Origin of the sequence: Micromonospora sp. NPDC049257 (assembly GCF_040678915.1) — a bacterium.
Taxonomy (GTDB): Bacteria; Actinomycetota; Actinomycetes; order Mycobacteriales; family Micromonosporaceae; genus Micromonospora; species Micromonospora antibiotica.
The window spans coordinates 90,015-107,706 of the sequence record NZ_JBFAQU010000007.1; the positions used below are offsets into that span (position 1 = coordinate 90,015).

The 17,692-nt window shown below is 72.3% G+C and carries 15 protein-coding genes and 1 pseudogene; 5 read left to right on the forward strand and 11 right to left on the reverse strand.

The window, feature by feature from the left end:
* Positions 1-130 precede the first annotated feature (130 nt).
* Positions 131-340: a DUF397 domain-containing protein gene (locus AB0K25_RS13505; RefSeq protein WP_219468388.1), complete on the reverse strand. Its 210-nt coding sequence runs from the start codon at positions 338-340 to the stop codon at positions 131-133.
* Positions 331-1,137, reverse strand: coding sequence for a helix-turn-helix transcriptional regulator (locus tag AB0K25_RS13510; RefSeq protein WP_240762669.1), 807 nt, complete (start codon positions 1,135-1,137; stop codon positions 331-333). Before AB0K25_RS13510 ends, AB0K25_RS13505 begins: the two co-directional genes overlap by 10 nt.
* A 188-nt stretch (positions 1,138-1,325) precedes the next feature.
* Here AB0K25_RS13510 and AB0K25_RS13515 point away from each other — a divergent pair, with 188 nt between their 5' ends.
* Together AB0K25_RS13515 and AB0K25_RS13520 are read left to right on the forward strand one after the other, a co-directional pair.
* Positions 1,326-1,586: a hypothetical protein gene (locus AB0K25_RS13515; RefSeq protein WP_363820294.1), complete on the forward strand. Its 261-nt coding sequence runs from the start codon at positions 1,326-1,328 to the stop codon at positions 1,584-1,586.
* 89 nt (positions 1,587-1,675) lie between these two features.
* The gene (locus tag AB0K25_RS13520; RefSeq protein ID WP_357534871.1) at positions 1,676-2,008 is read left to right on the forward strand and encodes a hypothetical protein; all 333 of its coding nucleotides are present in this window, start codon (positions 1,676-1,678) and stop codon (positions 2,006-2,008) included.
* A 183-nt stretch (positions 2,009-2,191) separates the two neighbouring features.
* Here AB0K25_RS13520 and AB0K25_RS13525 read toward each other — a convergent pair whose 3' ends face one another.
* Both AB0K25_RS13525 and AB0K25_RS13530 read right to left on the reverse strand, forming a co-directional pair.
* Positions 2,192-3,811 carry a pectate lyase gene (locus tag AB0K25_RS13525; RefSeq protein WP_363820296.1) on the reverse strand — a complete coding sequence of 540 codons (1,620 nt, stop codon included), beginning with the start codon at positions 3,809-3,811 and terminating at the stop codon, positions 2,192-2,194.
* A gap of 367 nt (positions 3,812-4,178) precedes the next feature.
* Entirely contained in the window at positions 4,179-4,745 is a 567-nt protein-coding gene (locus tag AB0K25_RS13530) for a GNAT family N-acetyltransferase (protein ID WP_357534527.1), read from the reverse strand.
* 51 nt (positions 4,746-4,796) lie between these two features.
* Between AB0K25_RS13530 and AB0K25_RS13535 the strand changes: the two are divergent.
* A pseudogene (locus AB0K25_RS13535) lies at positions 4,797-5,618 on the forward strand (YhjD/YihY/BrkB family envelope integrity protein); the annotation flags it as partial.
* Here the strand turns inward: AB0K25_RS13535 and AB0K25_RS13540 are convergent.
* Positions 5,576-7,996 (reverse strand): MMPL family transporter, encoded by a 2,421-nt coding sequence (locus tag AB0K25_RS13540; protein WP_219468383.1) that lies wholly within the window; start codon positions 7,994-7,996, stop codon positions 5,576-5,578. The pseudogene AB0K25_RS13535 and the gene AB0K25_RS13540 sit on opposite strands and share 43 nt — an antisense overlap.
* Before the next feature lie 202 nt (positions 7,997-8,198).
* Here AB0K25_RS13540 and AB0K25_RS13545 point away from each other — a divergent pair, with 202 nt between their 5' ends.
* A complete protein-coding gene (locus tag AB0K25_RS13545; protein ID WP_363820300.1) occupies positions 8,199-9,800 on the forward strand; it encodes an NAD(P)/FAD-dependent oxidoreductase in 1,602 nt (533 codons plus the stop codon).
* Between the two features lie 135 nt (positions 9,801-9,935).
* On the opposite strand, the gene AB0K25_RS13550 is transcribed toward AB0K25_RS13545, so the two are convergent.
* Together AB0K25_RS13550 and AB0K25_RS13555 are read right to left on the reverse strand one after the other, a co-directional pair.
* Positions 9,936-10,607 (reverse strand): TMEM175 family protein, encoded by a 672-nt coding sequence (locus AB0K25_RS13550; protein ID WP_219468375.1) that lies wholly within the window; start codon positions 10,605-10,607, stop codon positions 9,936-9,938.
* Positions 10,608-10,780: 173 nt separating this feature from the next.
* Positions 10,781-12,349: a Rieske 2Fe-2S domain-containing protein gene (locus tag AB0K25_RS13555; protein ID WP_219468373.1), complete on the reverse strand. Its 1,569-nt coding sequence runs from the start codon at positions 12,347-12,349 to the stop codon at positions 10,781-10,783.
* A gap of 340 nt (positions 12,350-12,689) precedes the next feature.
* On the opposite strand from AB0K25_RS13555, the gene AB0K25_RS13560 reads away from it, so the two are divergent.
* Entirely contained in the window at positions 12,690-12,911 is a 222-nt protein-coding gene (locus AB0K25_RS13560; RefSeq protein ID WP_091245943.1) for a DUF2631 domain-containing protein, read from the forward strand.
* 67 nt (positions 12,912-12,978) lie between these two features.
* Here the strand turns inward: AB0K25_RS13560 and AB0K25_RS13565 are convergent, their stop codons facing one another.
* The 4 genes from AB0K25_RS13565 to frr all read right to left on the reverse strand — a co-directional run bounded on the left by AB0K25_RS13565 (position 12,979) and on the right by frr (position 17,628).
* On the reverse strand, positions 12,979-14,217 hold the full coding sequence (locus tag AB0K25_RS13565; protein ID WP_219468369.1) for a DivIVA domain-containing protein: 1,239 nt from the start codon (positions 14,215-14,217) through the stop codon (positions 12,979-12,981).
* Between the two features lie 22 nt (positions 14,218-14,239).
* Entirely contained in the window at positions 14,240-15,391 is a 1,152-nt protein-coding gene (rlmN, locus tag AB0K25_RS13570) for a 23S rRNA (adenine(2503)-C(2))-methyltransferase RlmN (protein WP_357534534.1), read from the reverse strand.
* Between the two features lie 104 nt (positions 15,392-15,495).
* Entirely contained in the window at positions 15,496-16,809 is a 1,314-nt protein-coding gene (locus AB0K25_RS13575) for a phosphatidate cytidylyltransferase (RefSeq protein ID WP_219468362.1), read from the reverse strand.
* Between the two features lie 261 nt (positions 16,810-17,070).
* Positions 17,071-17,628, reverse strand: coding sequence for a ribosome recycling factor (frr, locus tag AB0K25_RS13580; RefSeq protein WP_219468359.1), 558 nt, complete (start codon positions 17,626-17,628; stop codon positions 17,071-17,073).
* Positions 17,629-17,692 lie beyond the last annotated feature (64 nt).

The following is a 17,692-nucleotide window of genomic DNA, read 5'->3' on the forward strand; positions in this document are numbered from 1 at the left end:
CCAACTGAGTCGATCACCACATCGGGGCGGGCGCGGCGGCCTCGTCGCGGTGACGGGTGACCACCCCGGCGTCGGTGCGCCGACGACACCGCCGAGCCGCCGACGGTGGGCGCTTCGGCAGCGGTACGGCTCAGGTGCGGGCGGAGTTCAGGTCACCCGAGCGGGTCACGGCGACGAAGCCGGCCCAGGCGGCGGGGGCGAAGGTCAACACCGGGCCGCCCCGGTCCTTGCTGTCCCGCACCCCGACCACCTGCGGCAGATTCGTCGCCACCTCCACACAGGTGGAGCCACCGTTGTCGCTGCGGGTCGACTTGCGCCAGACTGCGCCGCTCAAGTCCATGACTTCGCCAACTCCCGTATGAGATCCCGGGACGCCCTGCGTGGCAGTGCTTCGCCGCGAAGGCTCTCCCATCTGCGCTGAAGGCTATCAACGTCATCCGGCCGGTCCGTGATGTGAGCGCGCAGCGCGCTGTCCAGATGCGCCACCTCTCCGCCGTCGGGCACGCGGACCAGGATGAACGGGCCGGCCAGCCCGGCGTGCATCCCCGCATCCGCCGGCACCACGTGCAGGCTGATGTGCGAGTGCTCGGTCAGCCGCAACAGATGCTCGAACTGCTCGACCATCACCGCGGGCTCACCGATCGCCCGGCGCAACACCGTTTCGTCGATCACTGCCACCACCTCGGGCGGGTGCTCCCGGGTCAGCACGGTCTGCCGTTCCATTCGGGAGGAGACACGCTGCTCGACCTCACTCTCCCGGAGCATTCCACCGCCGTGCAGCACCGCGCGGGCGTACGCCTCGGTTTGCAGGAGGCCGGGGATGAGAGACGGCTCGAACCAGCGGATCAAGGTCGCCTCCCGCTCCACGCTGATCCACTCGCGCAGCCACGGGGGTGCGGAGTCGGCGCGGACCAGGGCGAGCAGCCGCTCGAAGAGGCCGCCGGCCTCCAGGGCGGCGTCCGCGCGGGTAATGAAGTCCTGCGACGGCGTCCGGTGGCCGATCTCCACCATGCCCACTAGCGACGACGAGTAGCTGATCTGCTGGGCCAGATCCTCCTGGCTCAGCCCGCGTTCCCTGCGCGCCCGGCGCAACTCCGCGCCGAGGAATTCCAGGGTCGACATCGGTCCGCCGGTCATCACACCTCCACCACACGTCTGCCAGCGCCGGCCACCTGCCCGGACCCGGTCGGCACAACCGACGCTGAGGTCCCGCGCCGTCTTCCGACAGTAGTCGCGTCCACAGCAGAGTGTGAACAGGCGGCAGGTCGCTGGTGGCCCCGGCAAGGCGTCCGGGGCGCGGCAGCGCAGGCGGAAGGAATAGGCGGATGAGGAAGCGCGACAGGCCCGTACCGACGACGCCCCGGCACCGGCGGGACTGGTCCCGGTGGGGTCGGCACTGCACCTGCGGGCTGCGCTGGCCGTGCCCGGACCGGCTGGCCGCCGTACCGCTGCGGGAACCGTCACCGCCCCCGTTGCCCGCGCCCCGGCACCACCGGTGGAACGGTCCCACCGCCGTGTACTGGGTGGGCGCGGCGGGCCTGGTCACCCGGGGTCAGGCCCGCCGGGCGAACGGCCGCCACCGGTGACCCCGCCGGAGCACCGCGCGCGGCAAAGGCGACCGACAGCCACCCCATTGGCGGACGACGCGCAACGAAGGCAATCGGCGGCGACCCCGCTGACGGACGACACGCGGCGGGGGCAACCGGCGGCGGTCCGGCCGGAAGGTGCCGGTCGGCACGTCGCCGCCCGGCCGGCCTGGCGGTGCCGGGCCTGCGCCGCCCCGTGGCCCTGCCAGCCGGCCAAGCTGAGCCTCCGCTGGGAGTACGCCCACGACCGGCCGGCGTTGGCGATCTACCTGTGCCTGCTCATGCACGACGCGATCACCGACGCGCTGCGGGTCGGCACCGGCACGGTCGACCCGGCCGCCTACTTCGCCCGCTTCCTCGCCTGGACCCGCCACGACCGGCCACAGCCCGGGGCGTCGCCCGCGACCTCGGGAGAGGGTTGATCATCACAACGGGGCCGATGTGGGGGTGTCCACGCCGATCGGACACCCCCACATCGGCCCCATTGAGTTGATCACCGCTTCGACGGGTCGGGCTCGGACCCGCGCCGGCCGGGGAAGACGGTCAGCGACCCGGGGACGGCTGGAGGAAGGCGATCACCGCCCCGGGACCGCTGGGGTAGGCCGTCAGGCGTAGGTCTCGAATTCGGCCACCTTCGGGGTGGCAGCAGAGCTGTTGATCCGGAAGGTGACCTTCTTCAGCGAGGTCCGGGCGAAGGTGATCACGCCGGCCCGGCTGCCGGAGGCCAGCACCGCGCCGGTGTCGCCGTTGAGGACCTGCCAGGAGGTGATGCTGCCGGCCGAGCCCGACGCCTCCCGGATGTTGATCGAGGAGATGCCGGTCGCCGAGCCCCACTTGATCGAGATGTCACCGGTCGACCCGGCCGGCGACCAGAAGGTGCCCATGTTGCCGTCGCGGACGTCGCCGTAGCTCGTACCGCTGGCCTTGCTGGAGCCGTCGGAGCCGGCGCCGATGCTGAGGTTGGTCCCGCCGGGGTTGCTGGTGGGCGGCGGGGTGGTCGGGGCGGGGGTGGTAGGGGCCGGCGTGGTCGGCGCGGGCGTGGTCGGTCCCGGGGTGGTGGGGGTCGGCGTGGTCGGCGCGGGCGTGGTCGGTCCCGGGGTGGTGGGGGTCGGCGTGGTCGGCGAGCAGCTTCCGTTGGACTCCTTGAGGCCGGTGTTCGCGCCGGCCGTCTGCCGGACGATGTCCGGCACGCAGCTCGCCCCGTCCAGCCGGTAGGAGTACGGGATGCTGACGCTGGTGTTCGACGGCATGCCCGGCCCGGCGGGGTTGGTCTCGCTACCCGGGCTGGACCAGGTCACGCTGTCCAGGATGTTGCCGCTGGCCTGCCAGTAGCCGGCCTCGCTGGTGTAGAAGGTGCCCAGCACGTCCCGGGAGTTCTTGAAGTAGTTGTTCTCCACCTTGGCCCGCGCAGCGGCCCGGGAGTTGATCCCCGACTCGTTGAGCTGCACGTACGAGTTGTTGTAGATGTGCGCGATCCCGCCCCGCAGCAGGGGCGTACGGGAGTCGATGTTCTGGTAGAGGTTGTGGTGGAAGGTGACGAAGCCGTTGCCCCGGTCGCTCTCGCTGGAGCCGATCAGGCCGCCCCGGCCGGAGTTGCGCAGGATGCTGTACGACAGCGTCACGTACTGGACGTCGTCCTTCATGTCGAACAGCCCGTCGTAACCGGCCGACTCGCCGCCGGACGCCTCCAGCGTGGTGTGGTCGACCCAGACGTTGCGCACGCTGCTCTCCATGCCGATGGCGTCACCGCCGTTGGAGATGGGCGAGCCCGACTTCTTGACGTTCCGCACCGTCACGTTCTGAATGATGATGTTGCGGGAGTCGCGGATGTGGATGCCGAGCTGGTCGAAGACCGCACCGCTGCCGACCCCGACGATGGTGACGTTGCTGATCTCCTTCAGCTCGATCTTGTCGGCTGCGGTGTTGCAGCTGTTGCCGGAGACCTTCGTGGTGTTGCCGTGGTTGATCGTGCCCTGCACCTCGATGACGATCGGGGTGCTGCTGCTGGCCCGGTTGCACAGGGCCGCGTGGATCGCGGTGCCCGTGCTGGCTCGTACCGTCTGGCCGCCCGCGCCGCCGGTGGTGCCGCCGTTCTGGGTGGCGTAGCCGCTGGCGCTGCCGGCCGCCGCCGACGCCTGGTGCACCGGCAGGGCCACGCAGATCGCGGCACCGACGGCGGCCGTGGCCAGCCCCGCCTGGACTCGTCGTGCAACTGGTCGTCTCATCCTCGCGTCACCTTTCTCAGTACCTGGTGGTGGTGCCGCCGCCGGGGGGTGTGGTGCCTGGTGTGGTGCCCGGCCGGGCGGCGGTGATGGTGGTGATCCTGCGAACCTCTGCGCGCCGGGGACGGGCCGGGCCTTCGCGGCCGTCGGGCGGAGTCGCCGGTCGGCCAGGGTGGTTGCGCCGGGTACCGGATCGACCCGCTCACCGTGCTGCCGCGCACGGCGAACTGGTGCCTCCGGCGGCAGCAGAACTCGCCGGGACACCCGCACTGAGCATCTGGAAAGCGCTTTCCACAAGCGAGGATAGGACGACGTCGATCGATACCGCAAGATGTCGTCCGGATTGCGGGCTAATGACCGCCTGAGGTGGCTATCGGCCACCTGGGGAGCCCGGGAGCGCCCGGCGCACGAAGGTCTCCAGTTCCTCACCGCCGTACCAGTCGGTGCGCCGACCCAGGTGGGTCATCCCGAGCCGGCGGGCCACCGCCATCGACGCCCCGTTGCCGGGGGCCACCACCGCGTACACCTGCCCGGTGCCGGTGGCGAGTTCCCGGTCGACCAGGACGCGGGCCGCCTCGGTGGCATAGCCGTGGCCCCACGAGTCGGGGTGCAGGTGCCAACCCACCTCGATGTCGGCGGTGGGCACCTGCTCGTCCCGGCCGGGCAACGGCTTGAGCAGGATCGTGCCGACCACCAGGCCGGTGTCGCGCACCTGCACCGCCCAGGTGCCGTACCGGTCGCCATGGTCGGCGTGCCGGGCCCGCCAGAGCGCCAACCGGTCGGCCGCCTGCGCCGGGTCGGCCAACGGCAGACCGGGGGCCGCGCCCAGCCAGCGCACCACCTCGTTGCGGGAGTAGATGTCGAAGATCCGGGCCAGGTCGGCCGGCGAGTCGGTCCAGTTCCGCAGGATCAGCCGGTCGGTGGTGAGCACGGTCATGTCGCGGGATCGTAATGCGTGCCGACGGACGTGAGGGGGAAGAACACCACGATGGGCGCATGGCAGCGTACGAAGCGGATCACCAGTGCCGCGTTCCGGCCGGTACGCGGGCGGGACCTCTCCCTGCACGCCGCCGCGATCACCTTCTACGGGGCGATCGCCGTGGTGCCGGTGGCCCTGCTGGCGATCTGGCTGACCTCGCTGCTGGCCGGCGCGGACCGGGTACGCCGGCTCACCGCGTACGCCGTGGAGACGCTGCCGGACGCGATCGGTGCGCCCGAGGCGGTGGACGCGCTGGTCAACGCCGGGGTGCAGTTGACCCCGCTGCTGGCGCTGGCCTCCCTGCTGCCCGCCTCGCTCTACGGTGAGGGGCTGCGCCGGGCGTTCGTCTCGGTGGCCGTCGCCCCCAACCCGGACGAGTCGCTGGTCGGCTGGCGGGGGCGGTTGCTGCTGCTGCCGCTGCTCGCCCCCGCCCCCGCCCTGCTGCTGTCGATCCTCATCGCGCTGCCCACCACCACCCGGCTGATCCGGCAGGGTGGCTGGGTCGCCGCCCTCGGCATCGTGCTGTCGTTCCTGGCGGTGTGGCTGGTGCTCACCCCGGTGCTGATGTGGGTGTTCCGGGTGGTCGGGCCGGCCTCACCGGACTGGTTGTCGACGCTGGCGGTCGGCTCGTTCACCGCCGCCAACCTCTCCGGCTTCCTGCACGGCTTCGTGCTGTTCTGTTCGCTCCCGCTGGACCTCGGTGTCCCGTTCGGCGGCTTCGACCCGGTGGGGGCCGGCGTCGCGGTGCTGCTCTGGCTCTACCTGTTCCACGTGATCGTGCTGGCCGGCTACTCGGCCACCCTCGCGTTGTCCCGCTGGCGGGCCCGCCGCGTCGCCGCCTCCGGGTCGACGTCCGGCTCGGGGTCGACCGCCGGCTCGGGGTCGACGTCCGGCTCCGGGAGCGCGTCCGCAGGCGTCGATGCCGCAGCGGCCACGGCGAACCAGCCCGAGGCATCCGCCGACCCACCCCGGGTGCCCGCCGCCGGGGCGGGCGGCACCGGCGGAGCGGGCGGCGGCGACGACACGGGCGACGCCGACGCCGACGTGTCCGGGGTCGTCGGCGGATCCGCCGGGTCGTCGGTCTCGCGCAGGCCGTAACGGGCCCAGAGCCGGGCCAGGGGTGCCGGGGCCCACCAGTTCCACCGCCCCAGCAGCCGCATGGTCGCCGGCACGAGCAGCGCCCGGACCAGGGTCGCGTCCACCACGATCGCCACGATCATGCCGACACCGATCAGCTTGATGTAGGCCATCCCGCCGGTGGTGAAGCCGGCCACCACGATGATCAGCAGCAGCGCGGCGGCGGTGATGATCCGGCCGGTGCGTTGCAGGCCGGTGGCGACCGAGGCGGTGTTGTCGCCGGTGCGGTCCCACTCCTCGCGTACCCGGCTGAGCAGGAACACCTCGTAGTCGGTGGCCAGCCCGAACAACACCGCGAGCATGAGGATGAGGTTGCTCGGCTCGATGAACCCGGTGGAGGTGAAACCGAGCAGACCGGCCAGGTGGCCGTCCTGGAAGATCCAGACCACCACGCCGAACGACGCGCCGATCGACAGCAGGTTCATCAGCACCGCCTTGACCGGCAGCACCACCGAGCCGAAGGCGAGGAACAGCAGCAGCAGGGTCGCGCCGGCCATCAGCAGCGCCATCCACGGCAACCGGTCGCCGAGGCTGTCCAGCAGGTCCACGTCGGCGGCGGGCCGCCCGCCGACCAGCACCTGCGCCCCGGCCGGGCCGGGCAGGTCGCGCAGCGTCCGGACCAGGTCGCGGGCGTCGTCGCCGGTCGGCTCCCCCGGGTAGCTCACCGACAGCAGGGTCGACTCCCCCTTCGCCGCCGTGACCTGGACCCCGGTCACCCCGGGCAGCGCCGCGATCCGGTCGGCGAACGGTCGCACCGCGTCGGCCGCAGCCCCGGAGACCAGCACCTCGATCGGGGCGATCGTGCCGCCGGGGAACTCGGCGGAGATCCGCTCGGAGACCACCCGGGGTGCGGCGTCGGCCGGCAGCACCCGCTCGTCGACCCCGCCGAAGGTGATCCGCGCGAACGGGGTGGCCAGCACGGCGAGCAGCACCGCGACCCCCACCAGGTAGAGCACCGGCCGGCGCATCACGCTGCGCGCGATCCGGGCCCAGGCACCACCCTCGTCACCCGTCGCCCGCCGGTCACCCCGCGTCCCCCGCCGCCACGGCAGCGGTACGCGCACCGCGTCCACCCGGTGGCCGAGCACCACCAGCAGGGCCGGCAGCACGGTGAGCGCCGCCAGCATGGCGATCAGGACGGCGGCCATCCCGCCGAAGCCCATCGACCGCAGGAACGGCTGCGGGAAGATCAGCAGGCTGGCCATGGCGAGCGCGACGGTCAGCCCGGAGACGAACACGGTACGGCCGGCGGTGAGGATGGTGCGCCGGATCGCCTCGGCGGTGCCGTGCCCGGCGGCCAGCTCCTCCCGGAATCGGCTGATGACGAACAGCGCGTAGTCCACCGCCATCCCGAGCCCGATCAGGGTGATCACGTTGATCGCGAAGATCGACACGTCGGTGACCAGGTTGACCAGGCGTACCGCCACGAATGCGCCGAGGATGGCCAGGCCGCCGACGAGCAGCGGGGTGCCGGCGGCGACCAACCCGCCGAAGATCAGCACGAGCAGCACCAGTAGCACCGGCATGGACAGCAACTCGGCCCGGGTGATGTCCTCGGTGCTCTGGGTGGTGGCCTCCGCCTGGAACGCCACCAGCCCGCCGACGTCGGTACGCAGCCCGGGTGCATCCAGCGCGGGGCGCAGCGCCGTGAACTGCGCCGAGCGGGCGTCCTCGTCACCGCCGGTCAGCTTGACCAGCGCGTAGGTGGCCCGCCGGTCCTCGGCGACAAACGCGGGCGCGGGCGTGTCGTACCAGGTGGTCACCTCGGCCACCTCGGCGCGCTGGCGCAGCCCGGCCACGGTGGAGGTGACCGGGTCGCGGAACTCCGGGTCGTCGACGGACGCGGTGCCGCTGGACCAGAGCACGATCACGTCGGCACCCTGCCGGCCGAGTTCGGCGGTGACCCGCTGCACGGTACGGCTGGACTCGCTCGACGGGTCGTCGAACCCGCCCCCGGTCAGCTCCCCGAACACCCCGGCGCCCCAGGTGGCCCCGACGGCCACCAGCACCCCGGCGGTGGCCAGCACCACCCACCGGGCACGCACCACCACCCGCCCCCACCAGGCGAACATCCACCTCTCCCCTCGTCGACCCCCACCGACCCGCCGTCACCCACACCCGGGCCGTCGACCGGCGGAGACCGGTGTCGGCCCCGCAGCGATCGCCGTCCACTATCGCAACAACCGTTCACGTTCGACGGGCCGGCCCGGACCAACCGGCCCCGCCGGTCCAGCCGGCAGACGGACGCCGCCCGCCGCACTAGGCTGCCCAGGCATGAGCGATGCGAGTGAGCTGCCGTCCCGCGCCGACGTCGTGATCATCGGATCGGGGCACAACGGGCTGGTCTCCGCCGTCCTGCTGGCCCGCGCCGGGCTGGACGTGCTGGTGCTGGAGGCGGCGGAGGTGATCGGCGGGGCCACCCGCACCGAGAACCCGTTCCCGAAGGTGCCCGCGCTGCGCCACTCCACCGGGTCGTACCTGCTGGGGCTGATGCCGCCGGAGCTGCTCGCCACCCTCGACGTGCGCATCCCGGTGCTGCGCCGGGACCCGCACTACTTCCTGCCCACCCCGGGCGGGCCCGGAGCGCCGTACCTGCTGTTCGGCAGCGACACCGCCGCGACCCGGCGGCAGCTCACCGAGTTCTTCTCCCCCGCCGACGTGGCCGCCGACGACGCGCTCCAGGCCGAGCTGGCGCAGCTGCGCGCCGACCTGGCCCCGGCGTGGCTGGCCGAGCCGCTGCCGGTGGAGCAGACCGCCGAACGCTACGTCCGCCCCGAGCTGCGGCAGGTCTTCGTCGACCTGGTCCGTGGTTCCGTCGCCGACTACCTGGCCCGCTTCGACTTCCGCTCCGAACTGCTGGTCAGCATGTACGCGGTCACCGACGGGCTGTCCGGCCTCAACGCCGGCCCGGACGACCCCGGCACCGGCCACAACTTCCTGGTGCACAACATGTGCCGGCTGCCCGGCGCGGACGGCACCTGGATGATCGCCGAGGGCGGGATGGGCACCGTCTCGCGCACCTTCGCCGAGGCCGCCCGCGCCGCCGGGGCGACCATCCTGACCGGTGCCCGGGTCGACGCCGTCACCCTGACCGGGGGCGCGGCGTCGGGCGTCCGGCTCGCCGACGGGCGGGAGGTCGCCGCCGAGGTGGTGCTCGGCGCGTGTGACCCGTACCGGCTGATGGAGCTGGTGCCCGACGGCGCGCTCCCGGCGGAGCTGGGCGCGCGGATGGCGGCGGTCCGCCGGCCCGGCACCACCCTCAAGCTCAACCTGGCGCTGACCGGGCTGCCCCGGTTCTCCTGCCTGCCGGCCGACGCGCCCAGCCCGTTCGGGTCCACCATCCACCTGCTGCCCGGGTCGGCGTCGCTGGTCGGGGCCGGCGGCGAGTCACCGATGGCGGCGCTGCGGGCGATGTGGGCCGACGTGCAGGCCGGGCGGCTGCCCGACGAACCGACCATCGAGTGGTACCTGCACACCACGGTCGACCCGTCGCTGTCCGACCCGGCCGGGCACCACTCGTCGGCGCTGTTCGTCCAGTCGGTGCCCTACACGCTGGCCGGCACCGACTGGGACAGCGCGCTGCCCGGCTACGTCACCCGACTGGTGGAGATCTGCGAACGGTACGCCCCGGGCACCGGTGACCTGATCGCCGACGCGGTGCCGCTGCCCCCGCCCGGCATCGAGGCGCACTTCGGCATCACCGGCGGGCACATCCACCACGTCGACAACACCGTCTCGTTCACCGACCGGATGCCGTACGCCACCGGCATCGACGGGGTGTACGCGGGCAGCGCCGGCTGCCACCCGGCGGGCAGCGTGATCGGCGCGGCCGGCCACAACGCCGCCCGACGCATCCTCGCCGACCTGGGCCGCTGACGCCCACCGGCCCGTCCCGGCAGGCGGACCGGGTGACACCGTCGCCGTCCGGCCGGGCCGGGTGAGACCGCCGCCGGGCGGGCGGGCCGGGTGACACCGTCGCCGTCCGGGCGGGCGGTGACGGGCCTGCCCGGCTCAGGCGGGAGCTGGACGGGAGGACGGCAGGTCGCCGGGGCCCCGGATCAGATAGAGCCCGGTGAGCAGGAAGTACGCCGCGAGGCTGAGCACCGGGTCGACGAAGGAGATGCCGAACGCCACCAGGTACAGGACCGGGCCGAGCAGGAAGCGGCGGGCCACGGCGCGGGCCAGCCGGGGATCCAATCCCGGGTCGAGCAGCCGTCGGCGGCGGGCCCACCACCAGCTCAGGTTGAAGAACAGCGCCTCACCGAGCACCGTGCCGACATAGAGGGCGGCGGTCAACCGCTGGTCGGCGACGGTGCCCCGCAGGTTGTCGGCGAGCAGGCTGGCCGCGAACGGAATGGCCGCCACGAACAGCAACAACAGCAGGTTGAGGACGAGCAGCAACTGGTCGACCTTGACGACGTACCGCCACATGTTGTGGTGGGTCAACCAGACCTGACCGACGATCACGAACGTGATCACGTACGCCAGGTAGGCGGGCCACTCGTGGAACAGCGCCCCGGGCAGATCCTGCCCCTCGGGCCGCTGCGGGCTGAGTTGGAGCAGCTCCACCGCCATCAGGGTCAGCACGATCGCGATCACCGCGTCGCTGAACGCCTCCACCCGGGAGGCGTCCCGCTCCTTCTCCCGCCGGTGCCCGAACTCGTACTCCTCCTCGTCCACCACCCCGCCCCACCCGCCCTGTCGGTCCTGACGTCACCGTGCCCGGAGTGCACCGGTCAGCCGGGCCGGCACCACGTCATGGTCGCCGGAAACGGGGGATGGCGGGGTGGGAACGGGGTCAGTTGCCGCCACCCCATCGGGCGGCAGCGAGGACGGGAGCGGCCGGGCGCGGCCGGTCAGTTCGCCGGGGCGGGAGCTTCCGCGTCCACCCGGGCGGCGCGGATCTTGTGGCCGACGCTGGTCAGGCAGCGGCCCGACGGCAGGTCGAACTTCCAGCCGTGCAGCTGGCAGGTGAGCTGGTCGCCGTCGACGATGCCGAACCGGGTCAGGTCCGCCTTGAGGTGGGGGCAACGGCGCTGCACCACCCAGTCACCCAGGGTGATGTCCTCGGCGTCGACGGCCCGCTCGTGCTCGTCGTACCAGCCCTCGGCGTACTGGAGGCGCTCGGTGGACAGGCACTTGAAGAAGGCGTAGACGAACTCGTTGTACTGGCCGATCCGGGCCGCCGAGAACCGGCAGGACAGGAAGAGCGAGTTGACCCAGTCCACCTCGTCGATATGGAGCAGGTGCTCGATGAGCGCCCGCTCGGTACGGAACCGGTACCTGACCTTCTCGTCGGCGTACGGCCGGACCTGCTTGCCGGGGAAGTCCACCACGATGGATTCGACGCTGTCCCCGTCGTAGCCGACCAGGTCGAAGCGGACCGGGCCGCCGACCCCCTTGGCCAGGTAGATCGACTCGTCGAGCAGCGGCTCGATCCGGCGTTTCATCCCGGCCAGCACGTCGATCTCGGGGTGCCGCCAGGACGCCTTCTCGGCCTCGATGACCGGGCGCTTGCGCTCCCGCATCTCCTCCAGGTGCGCGGTCTTGTTCGCGAAGAACTCCTCGACCGGCTGCGGGTGGGTGGTGGTCGCGCCGGAGGTGGTCACCTCGGCGACGCTGCCCGGCAGCAGCACGATGCCGTTGGTGCCGCCGACCTTCGCGTACTCCGACAGGAACACCGACTGGTCCGGGAAGATGTTGCCCTCGTCGCCGTGAATGTCGTTGAACTGCCACAACGCGTCGTCGAGGAAACACGGCGGGCCGGCGATCGGGAAGACGTGGTCGGCCTTCAGGTCGTCGATGTAGCGCCAGGTCCGGTCGAACTGCCGCTCCCGCTTCTGCTTGCCGAACGCGGTCTTCGCCGACTGCGGCAGCTCGTAGACCATCGGGTACCAGATCGCGCCGGAGAACTGGAGCAGGTGCGCGTGCACGTGGCCCAGCTCGGCGAAGACGGTCAGGTCGGTGGGGCGGGCGTCGTTCTGGTTGAGCAGCCGGACCCCGTCGTACTCCACCCAGAGCGACGAGTCGCCGATCGGGCCGTCGGTCGGGCTGGTCAGCGCCTGGATCATGATCTTCAGGCCGCCGGGCAGCTCCACCACCTGCTCGTTGGGGGCCCGCAGGAACTTCGTGAAGCCCAGCGCCCGCAGCTCGTCGGCCATCTCCGAGGTGGGGAACTCGGGCAGCAGGACGGTGGCGTCCTTCGAGACGAACTCCCGCAGGTGCTTGGCGTCGAAGTGGTCCCGGTGCAGGTGCGACACGTACAGGTAGTCGACCTGGCCCAGGGCCTCCCAGTCGAGCAGGGAGTTGTCGGGGAACGGGAACCAGGAGGCGAAGTAGGCCGGATTGACCCACGGGTCGCACAGGATGCTGCCCGCAGCCGTGTCGATCCGCATGCTGGCATGTCCCGTACCGGTCACTCGCACCGCAGTCCCCCTCAAACAGACAATCAAGGTGTACGCCCGAACGCTACCGGAGGCAGTGTGGTCGACGGCCCGCGACGCCGGTAGAGCCGACCCGCCCCACCGGGCCGGGGTCTTTCGGCCCGGTCCCCGGCCAGCCCTGCCCACTCCTGCCCGGCCCGGCCACCCGGCACCCCGATCCTGCCGGCCCGGCCCCCGGCGGCCCGGGCGCTGCTGGTCAACAGCCGGCCGCGCGCCACGAGTTTCCCGGTCCGCCGGGCTTCGGCAGGGCGGACCCCGCACCGGGGCCGGGGCAGGGCGTGCCAGACTAGCCGGAGATCCGATCGCGAGGGAAGGACCGACAGTGGCAGGAAGCGAGCCGGTAACCGCGCCAGATCAGCACAGGCCCGGGCACCGCAAGGCCGGACGGATCGGCGCGGTGCTCTCCGCGTTGGCGCTGCTGGCGATGCTGTGCGGCAACCACGAGGGCAAGGTCGAGGACATCTGGCTGGTCGGCCTGGCCGTGCTGTTGCTGGCGATCGTCATCGGCGACGCCGTGCTGCGCCGCAGCGGGCTACGCTCCTGACGCACCGCCCCACAGACGTACGAGGGCCCACCCCGGTCGGGGATGGGCCCTCGTCACATCTGCTGGATCAACGGCCGAAGAGGATGTCCTGGACGTCCTTGAGCGCGGCGTCGACCTCCGCCTCGAAGTAACCACCGGGCACCAGCCCGAACCGCAGCGTGTCCAGGTCCTTGGGGTTCACCGGCATCTGGTTACGGCCCTGCATCCCACCGAGCAGGCTCTCGAAGAACCGGTCCACCTGGTCGGGGTCGTACCCGCTGCCGAAGCGGCGCACCTGGAAGCTGCGCCGGATCTGGTCGACCCGGTACAGCTCGCTGCCGGGCGGGCCGGCCATCGGCGGACCCACCATCGGCGGGCCACCGGCCGGCGGGCCCATCGGCGCGGGCCCGCCCATCGACGGGCCACCCATCGGCGGCGGGCCTCCCGGACCACGACCACGCATCTCCCGCGGGTCCCGCTCGGGCATCCGGTCCCGCTCGGGCATCCGGTCGCGTTCCGGCATCCGGTCACGCTCGGGCATCCGGATCTCGGCAGTCATGTCGGTACGACCGTGCCGGCCCGCCTCGAAACCGTCGAAGCGCTGCTCGTCCGGGGGGCCGTAGCCACTACCCGGGCCGGCCGGCAGACCCCGCGGCGGTGGGCCACCGTGCCCCATCGGCCCGCTCGGACCGGGGCCCATCGGCCCGCCGGGGCCCGGGCCCAACTGGCCGCGCGGCGCGTCGTACCCACCACGAGGCGGGTCGTACCCACCGCGCGGCGCGTCGTGTCCGACGGCGAAGGCGCCGCTCGGCTCGTCGTACCCACCGCGAGGCGCGTCACGTCCGACGGCGAAGGTGCCACTCGGCTCGTCGTACCCACCGCGAGGCGCGTCACGTCCGACGGCGAAGGCGCCACTCGGCTCGTCGTAGCGGCTGCCGTAACGGTCCGGCGGACCAGGCTGGGCCGGCATCGCGCGGGGCGGCATCGGCTGCGGCACCGGCGACATACCCCGGTGGTCGTCGCGCATCGGCGGGGCGAGCCGGTCCGCGCCACGCGGGTCGGCGACCCGGCCACCGGGGGCGGCGCGCTCCTCCAGCTCGGCCAACTGCCGCTCCACCCGATCCAGGTGCAGGTCGACCTGCCACTCGTCATAGCCGTTGAAGCGGACCCGGAAGACGACGTCGTGGACCTCCTGGGAGGCCACGGGGGCACCGACCGGCTGACCGGCGAGGGTGGCCTCCACCCGGTCCAGGAAGGCGTCGACCTCGTCGACCTTGTAGCCCCGGCGGAGCGCCTTACGCCGGAAACGCTGACCCTGACTCGCCACTATGTCTCCTGGTCTCGTACCGCTACGCCCGGTCGCGCCCGCGCGGCGCTTCGATGTCACTGTCCACCGCGGCAGCCAACTGCCCGCACGCACCGTCGATCTCACGCCCCCGGGTGTCACGCACCGTGGTGGAGACGCCGGACTCCCGCAACCGTCGGACGAACTCCCGCTCCACCGGCTTGGCGCTGGCGTCCCACCGGCTACCCGGTGTCGGATTGAGCGGGATGAGGTTGACGTGCGCCGACCTACCGGCCAACAACCGCCCGAGCAGGTCGGCCCGCCACGGCTGATCGTTCACGTCTTTGATCATCGCGTACTCGATCGACACCCGGCGCCCCGTCGTCGCCGCGTAGTCCCACGCTGCGTCCAGCACCTCGGCTACCTTCCAGCGCTGGTTGACCGGCACGAGTTCGTCGCGCAGCTCATCATCGGGCGCATGCAGCGACAACGCAAGGGTCACCGCGAGGTCTTCGCTGGCCAGTCGGCGGATGGCCGGCACCAGACCGACCGTGGAGACGGTGATGTGCCGCTGCGACAGACCCAGCCCCTCCGGGGCCGGCGCGACCAGCCGCCGGATCGCCGTGACGACCCGGGAGTAGTTGGCCAGCGGCTCACCCATGCCCATGAACACGACGTGCGACAACCGGGGCGGCGACCCGGCCACCGCGCCCGAGGCGGCGACCCCGGCGAGATAGACCGCCTGGTCGACGATCTCGGCGGCGGACAGGTTGCGGGTCAACCCGGCTTGGCCGGTGGCGCAGAACGGGCAGGCCATGCCGCAGCCCGCCTGGCTGGAGATACAGACGGTGACCCGGTCCGGGTAACCCATCAGCACGCTCTCCACCAGCGACCCGTCGTGCAACCGCCACAGCGCCTTACGGGTGGCCCCGTCGTCGCAGGCCAGCTCGCGGACCGGGGTGAGCAGCCGGGGCAGCAGCGCCCCGGCCAACCGGTCCCGGGTGGCCGCCGGCAGATCGGTCATCTCGGCCGGGTCGCGCACCAGTCGCCCGAAGTAGTGGTGGGAGACCTGCTTGGCCCGGAAGGCTGGCTCACCCAGCTCGGTGACGAGCGCCCGCCGGCCCGGCAGGTCCAGGTCGGCGAGGTGTCGGGGTGGCATCGCCGGGCGGCGGCCGGGGGCGTCCGGGTCAACGGGGATCACAGGCAGGCTCGTCATGGCTGGTCCAGTCTGTCACGCCGGTCGCCGGACCCACCCGTCCGGAGGTGCCGAATCGGCCCCCACCAGGGGGACCACCCGGGTGGCGCGGCGTGATTCATCCCTCAGCCCACCACCGGCACGAGGATCGCCAGCAGCAGGTAGGCGGTGGGTACGGCGAACAGGATCGAGTCCAGCCGGTCCATCAGGCCACCGTGCCCCGGCAGCAGGGTGCTCATGTCTTTCACGCCGAGGTCCCGTTTGATCATCGACTCGGCGAGGTCGCCCAGCACCGCCGCGACGGAGACCGCCATCCCGAACACCGCACCCCACCAGGGCGCCACGTCGAAGAGCAGCCAGATCAGCAGGGCACTGCCGAGCGCTGCGGCGGCGACCGAGCCGGCGAACCCCTCCCAGGATTTCTTCGGGCTGATCCTGGGTGCCATCGGGTGCCTACCGAAGGACACCCCGGCGGCGTACCCGCCGGTGTCGGAGAGCACCACGCCGACCACGGTGACCAGCACCCGCAGGTGGCCGTCGCCCGGAGCCGCCGCGAGCATCGCCGCGAAACCACCCAGGAACGGCACGTAGACCGCGATCAGGGTGGCCGCGGTGATGTCCCGTTGGAAGCCGGCCGGGCCGTCACCCAGCCGCCAGACCATCGCGCCCAGCACGGTGACCAGCAGCCCCAGGCTCAGCGCGTCCGGCCCGGCGAACCAGGCCAACCCGATGGTGAGCACGCCACCGGCGAGCAGCGGCACCAGCGGCGGGTGCGCTCCGCTGCGCCGGACCGCGCGGGTCATCTCCCAGATGCCCACCCCGATCGCGCCGGCCAGCACGGCCAGGAAGCCGGGCAGGAAGAAGAAGAGCGGCACCAGGACCAACGCGCCGAGCCCCAGCCCGACGCCGATGGCGGCCGGCAGGTTACGGCCGGCCCGCCCGGTCGCCGGCAGTGGGGTGGCCGGCCGGTCGGCACTGGCCCGCCGTCGGCCCCGGAACCGTCGACCGGCCGGTGGCTCCGGATCCGCCTCGGCATCGGGCGACGGCAAGCGCGACCCGGTACCGCCGTCGTCACCGACCGGGACGAACTGGGGGGTCGGCAGGTCGCCGTCGCGCACCGGCGTCAGGTGCGCGGTCGGGGCGTCGTCGTCGCGCACCGCGGCGAACTGCGCGGTCGAGGCGTCGTCGGCGAGCGGCCCGCCCGGGTGATCGGCACCGAAGAGGTCACCGACCGGTTCGTCGTACGGCCCGCCGTTCGGCTCGTCGTGGCCACGCACCGGTGGCCGGAGCGGGGCCTGCGGCCCGGCCGACAATCCGGGGCCGGACTGCCGGGGCGACCACGGTTCGACCTCCCGTTCCGGCCAGGGCAGGGCCGGGGGACGGTCGGACCGCTCCCAGCCACGGGGCTCGGTGCCGCTGTAGGGGTCGAGGGGGGACATCACGCACCGGACGAGGGTACGAGTGCCACCACATGACGCAAGACCACAACCATCCCCTACCCGCGTGACTACTTCCGGTTGACCGGCCCGACGACCGATCGATCCCCGCCGTTCACCGCCCGGTGGCCAGGAATCCTGCCGAGCCTACTGCACCGGCCAGCCGGGCACGGTGGACGTCGGCCCGGCCGTCCGGCCGACGGACGACGACGGCACCGGCGCTGCCTCCGCAGAGCGGTGACGCGCCGGTGCCGTGGGCCGGGCTCAGACTTCGAGCAGCTCCGACTCCTTGTGCTTGACCAGCTCGTCGACCGTGGCGACGTAACGCTGGGTCATGTCGTCGAGTTCCTTCTCGGCGCGGCGGCCGTCGTCCTCGCCGACCTCACCGTCCTTGACCAGGCGGTCCAGCTCTTCCTTGCCCTTGCGGCGGACGTTGCGGACCGCCACCTTGGCTTCCTCGCCCTTGTGCCGAGCCACCTTGATCATCTCGCGGCGACGTTCCTCGGTCATCTGCGGGAGCAGGATGCGCAGCTGGTTGCCCTCGTTGTTCGGGTTCAACCCCAGGTCGGAGTCGCGGATCGCCTTCTCCATGGCGTTGATCTGCGAGTTGTCGTACGGCTTGATGATGGCCATGCGCGGCTCCGGCACCCCGATGGACGCCATCTGGGGCAGCGGGGTCGGCGTGCCGTAGTAGTCGATGATGACCTTGGAGAACATGGCGGCGTTGGCGCGACCGGTACGGATGGCGCCGAACTCCTCCTTGGCGTGCTCGACCGCACGCTCCATCTTCTCCTCGGCCTCGAGGAGGGTGTCGTCGATCACCGGTCTCCTCGCCTCCTTCTGTTGCTCGTCGTGGGCTGAAGCTGCTGCTCTGGTGCGGAGGACC

What these genes read in the sequence shown, in the direction of transcription:
- AB0K25_RS13540 (WP_219468383.1), bottom strand. Translation starts at nt 7,996, where the DNA reads ATGTTCGCCTGGTGGGGGCGGGTGGTGGTGCGTGCCCGGTGGGTGGTG.
- AB0K25_RS13515 (WP_363820294.1), top strand. Translation starts at nt 1,326, where the DNA reads ATGAGGAAGCGCGACAGGCCCGTACCGACGACGCCCCGGCACCGGCGG.
- rlmN (WP_357534534.1), bottom strand. Translation starts at nt 15,391, where the DNA reads ATGACGAGCCTGCCTGTGATCCCCGTTGACCCGGACGCCCCCGGCCGC.
- AB0K25_RS13505 (WP_219468388.1), bottom strand. Translation starts at nt 340, where the DNA reads ATGGACTTGAGCGGCGCAGTCTGGCGCAAGTCGACCCGCAGCGACAAC.
- AB0K25_RS13510 (WP_240762669.1), bottom strand. Translation starts at nt 1,137, where the DNA reads ATGACCGGCGGACCGATGTCGACCCTGGAATTCCTCGGCGCGGAGTTG.
- AB0K25_RS13575 (WP_219468362.1), bottom strand. Translation starts at nt 16,809, where the DNA reads ATGTCCCCCCTCGACCCCTACAGCGGCACCGAGCCCCGTGGCTGGGAG.
- AB0K25_RS13530 (WP_357534527.1), bottom strand. Translation starts at nt 4,745, where the DNA reads ATGACCGTGCTCACCACCGACCGGCTGATCCTGCGGAACTGGACCGAC.
- AB0K25_RS13545 (WP_363820300.1), top strand. Translation starts at nt 8,199, where the DNA reads ATGAGCGATGCGAGTGAGCTGCCGTCCCGCGCCGACGTCGTGATCATC.
- AB0K25_RS13525 (WP_363820296.1), bottom strand. Translation starts at nt 3,811, where the DNA reads ATGAGACGACCAGTTGCACGACGAGTCCAGGCGGGGCTGGCCACGGCC.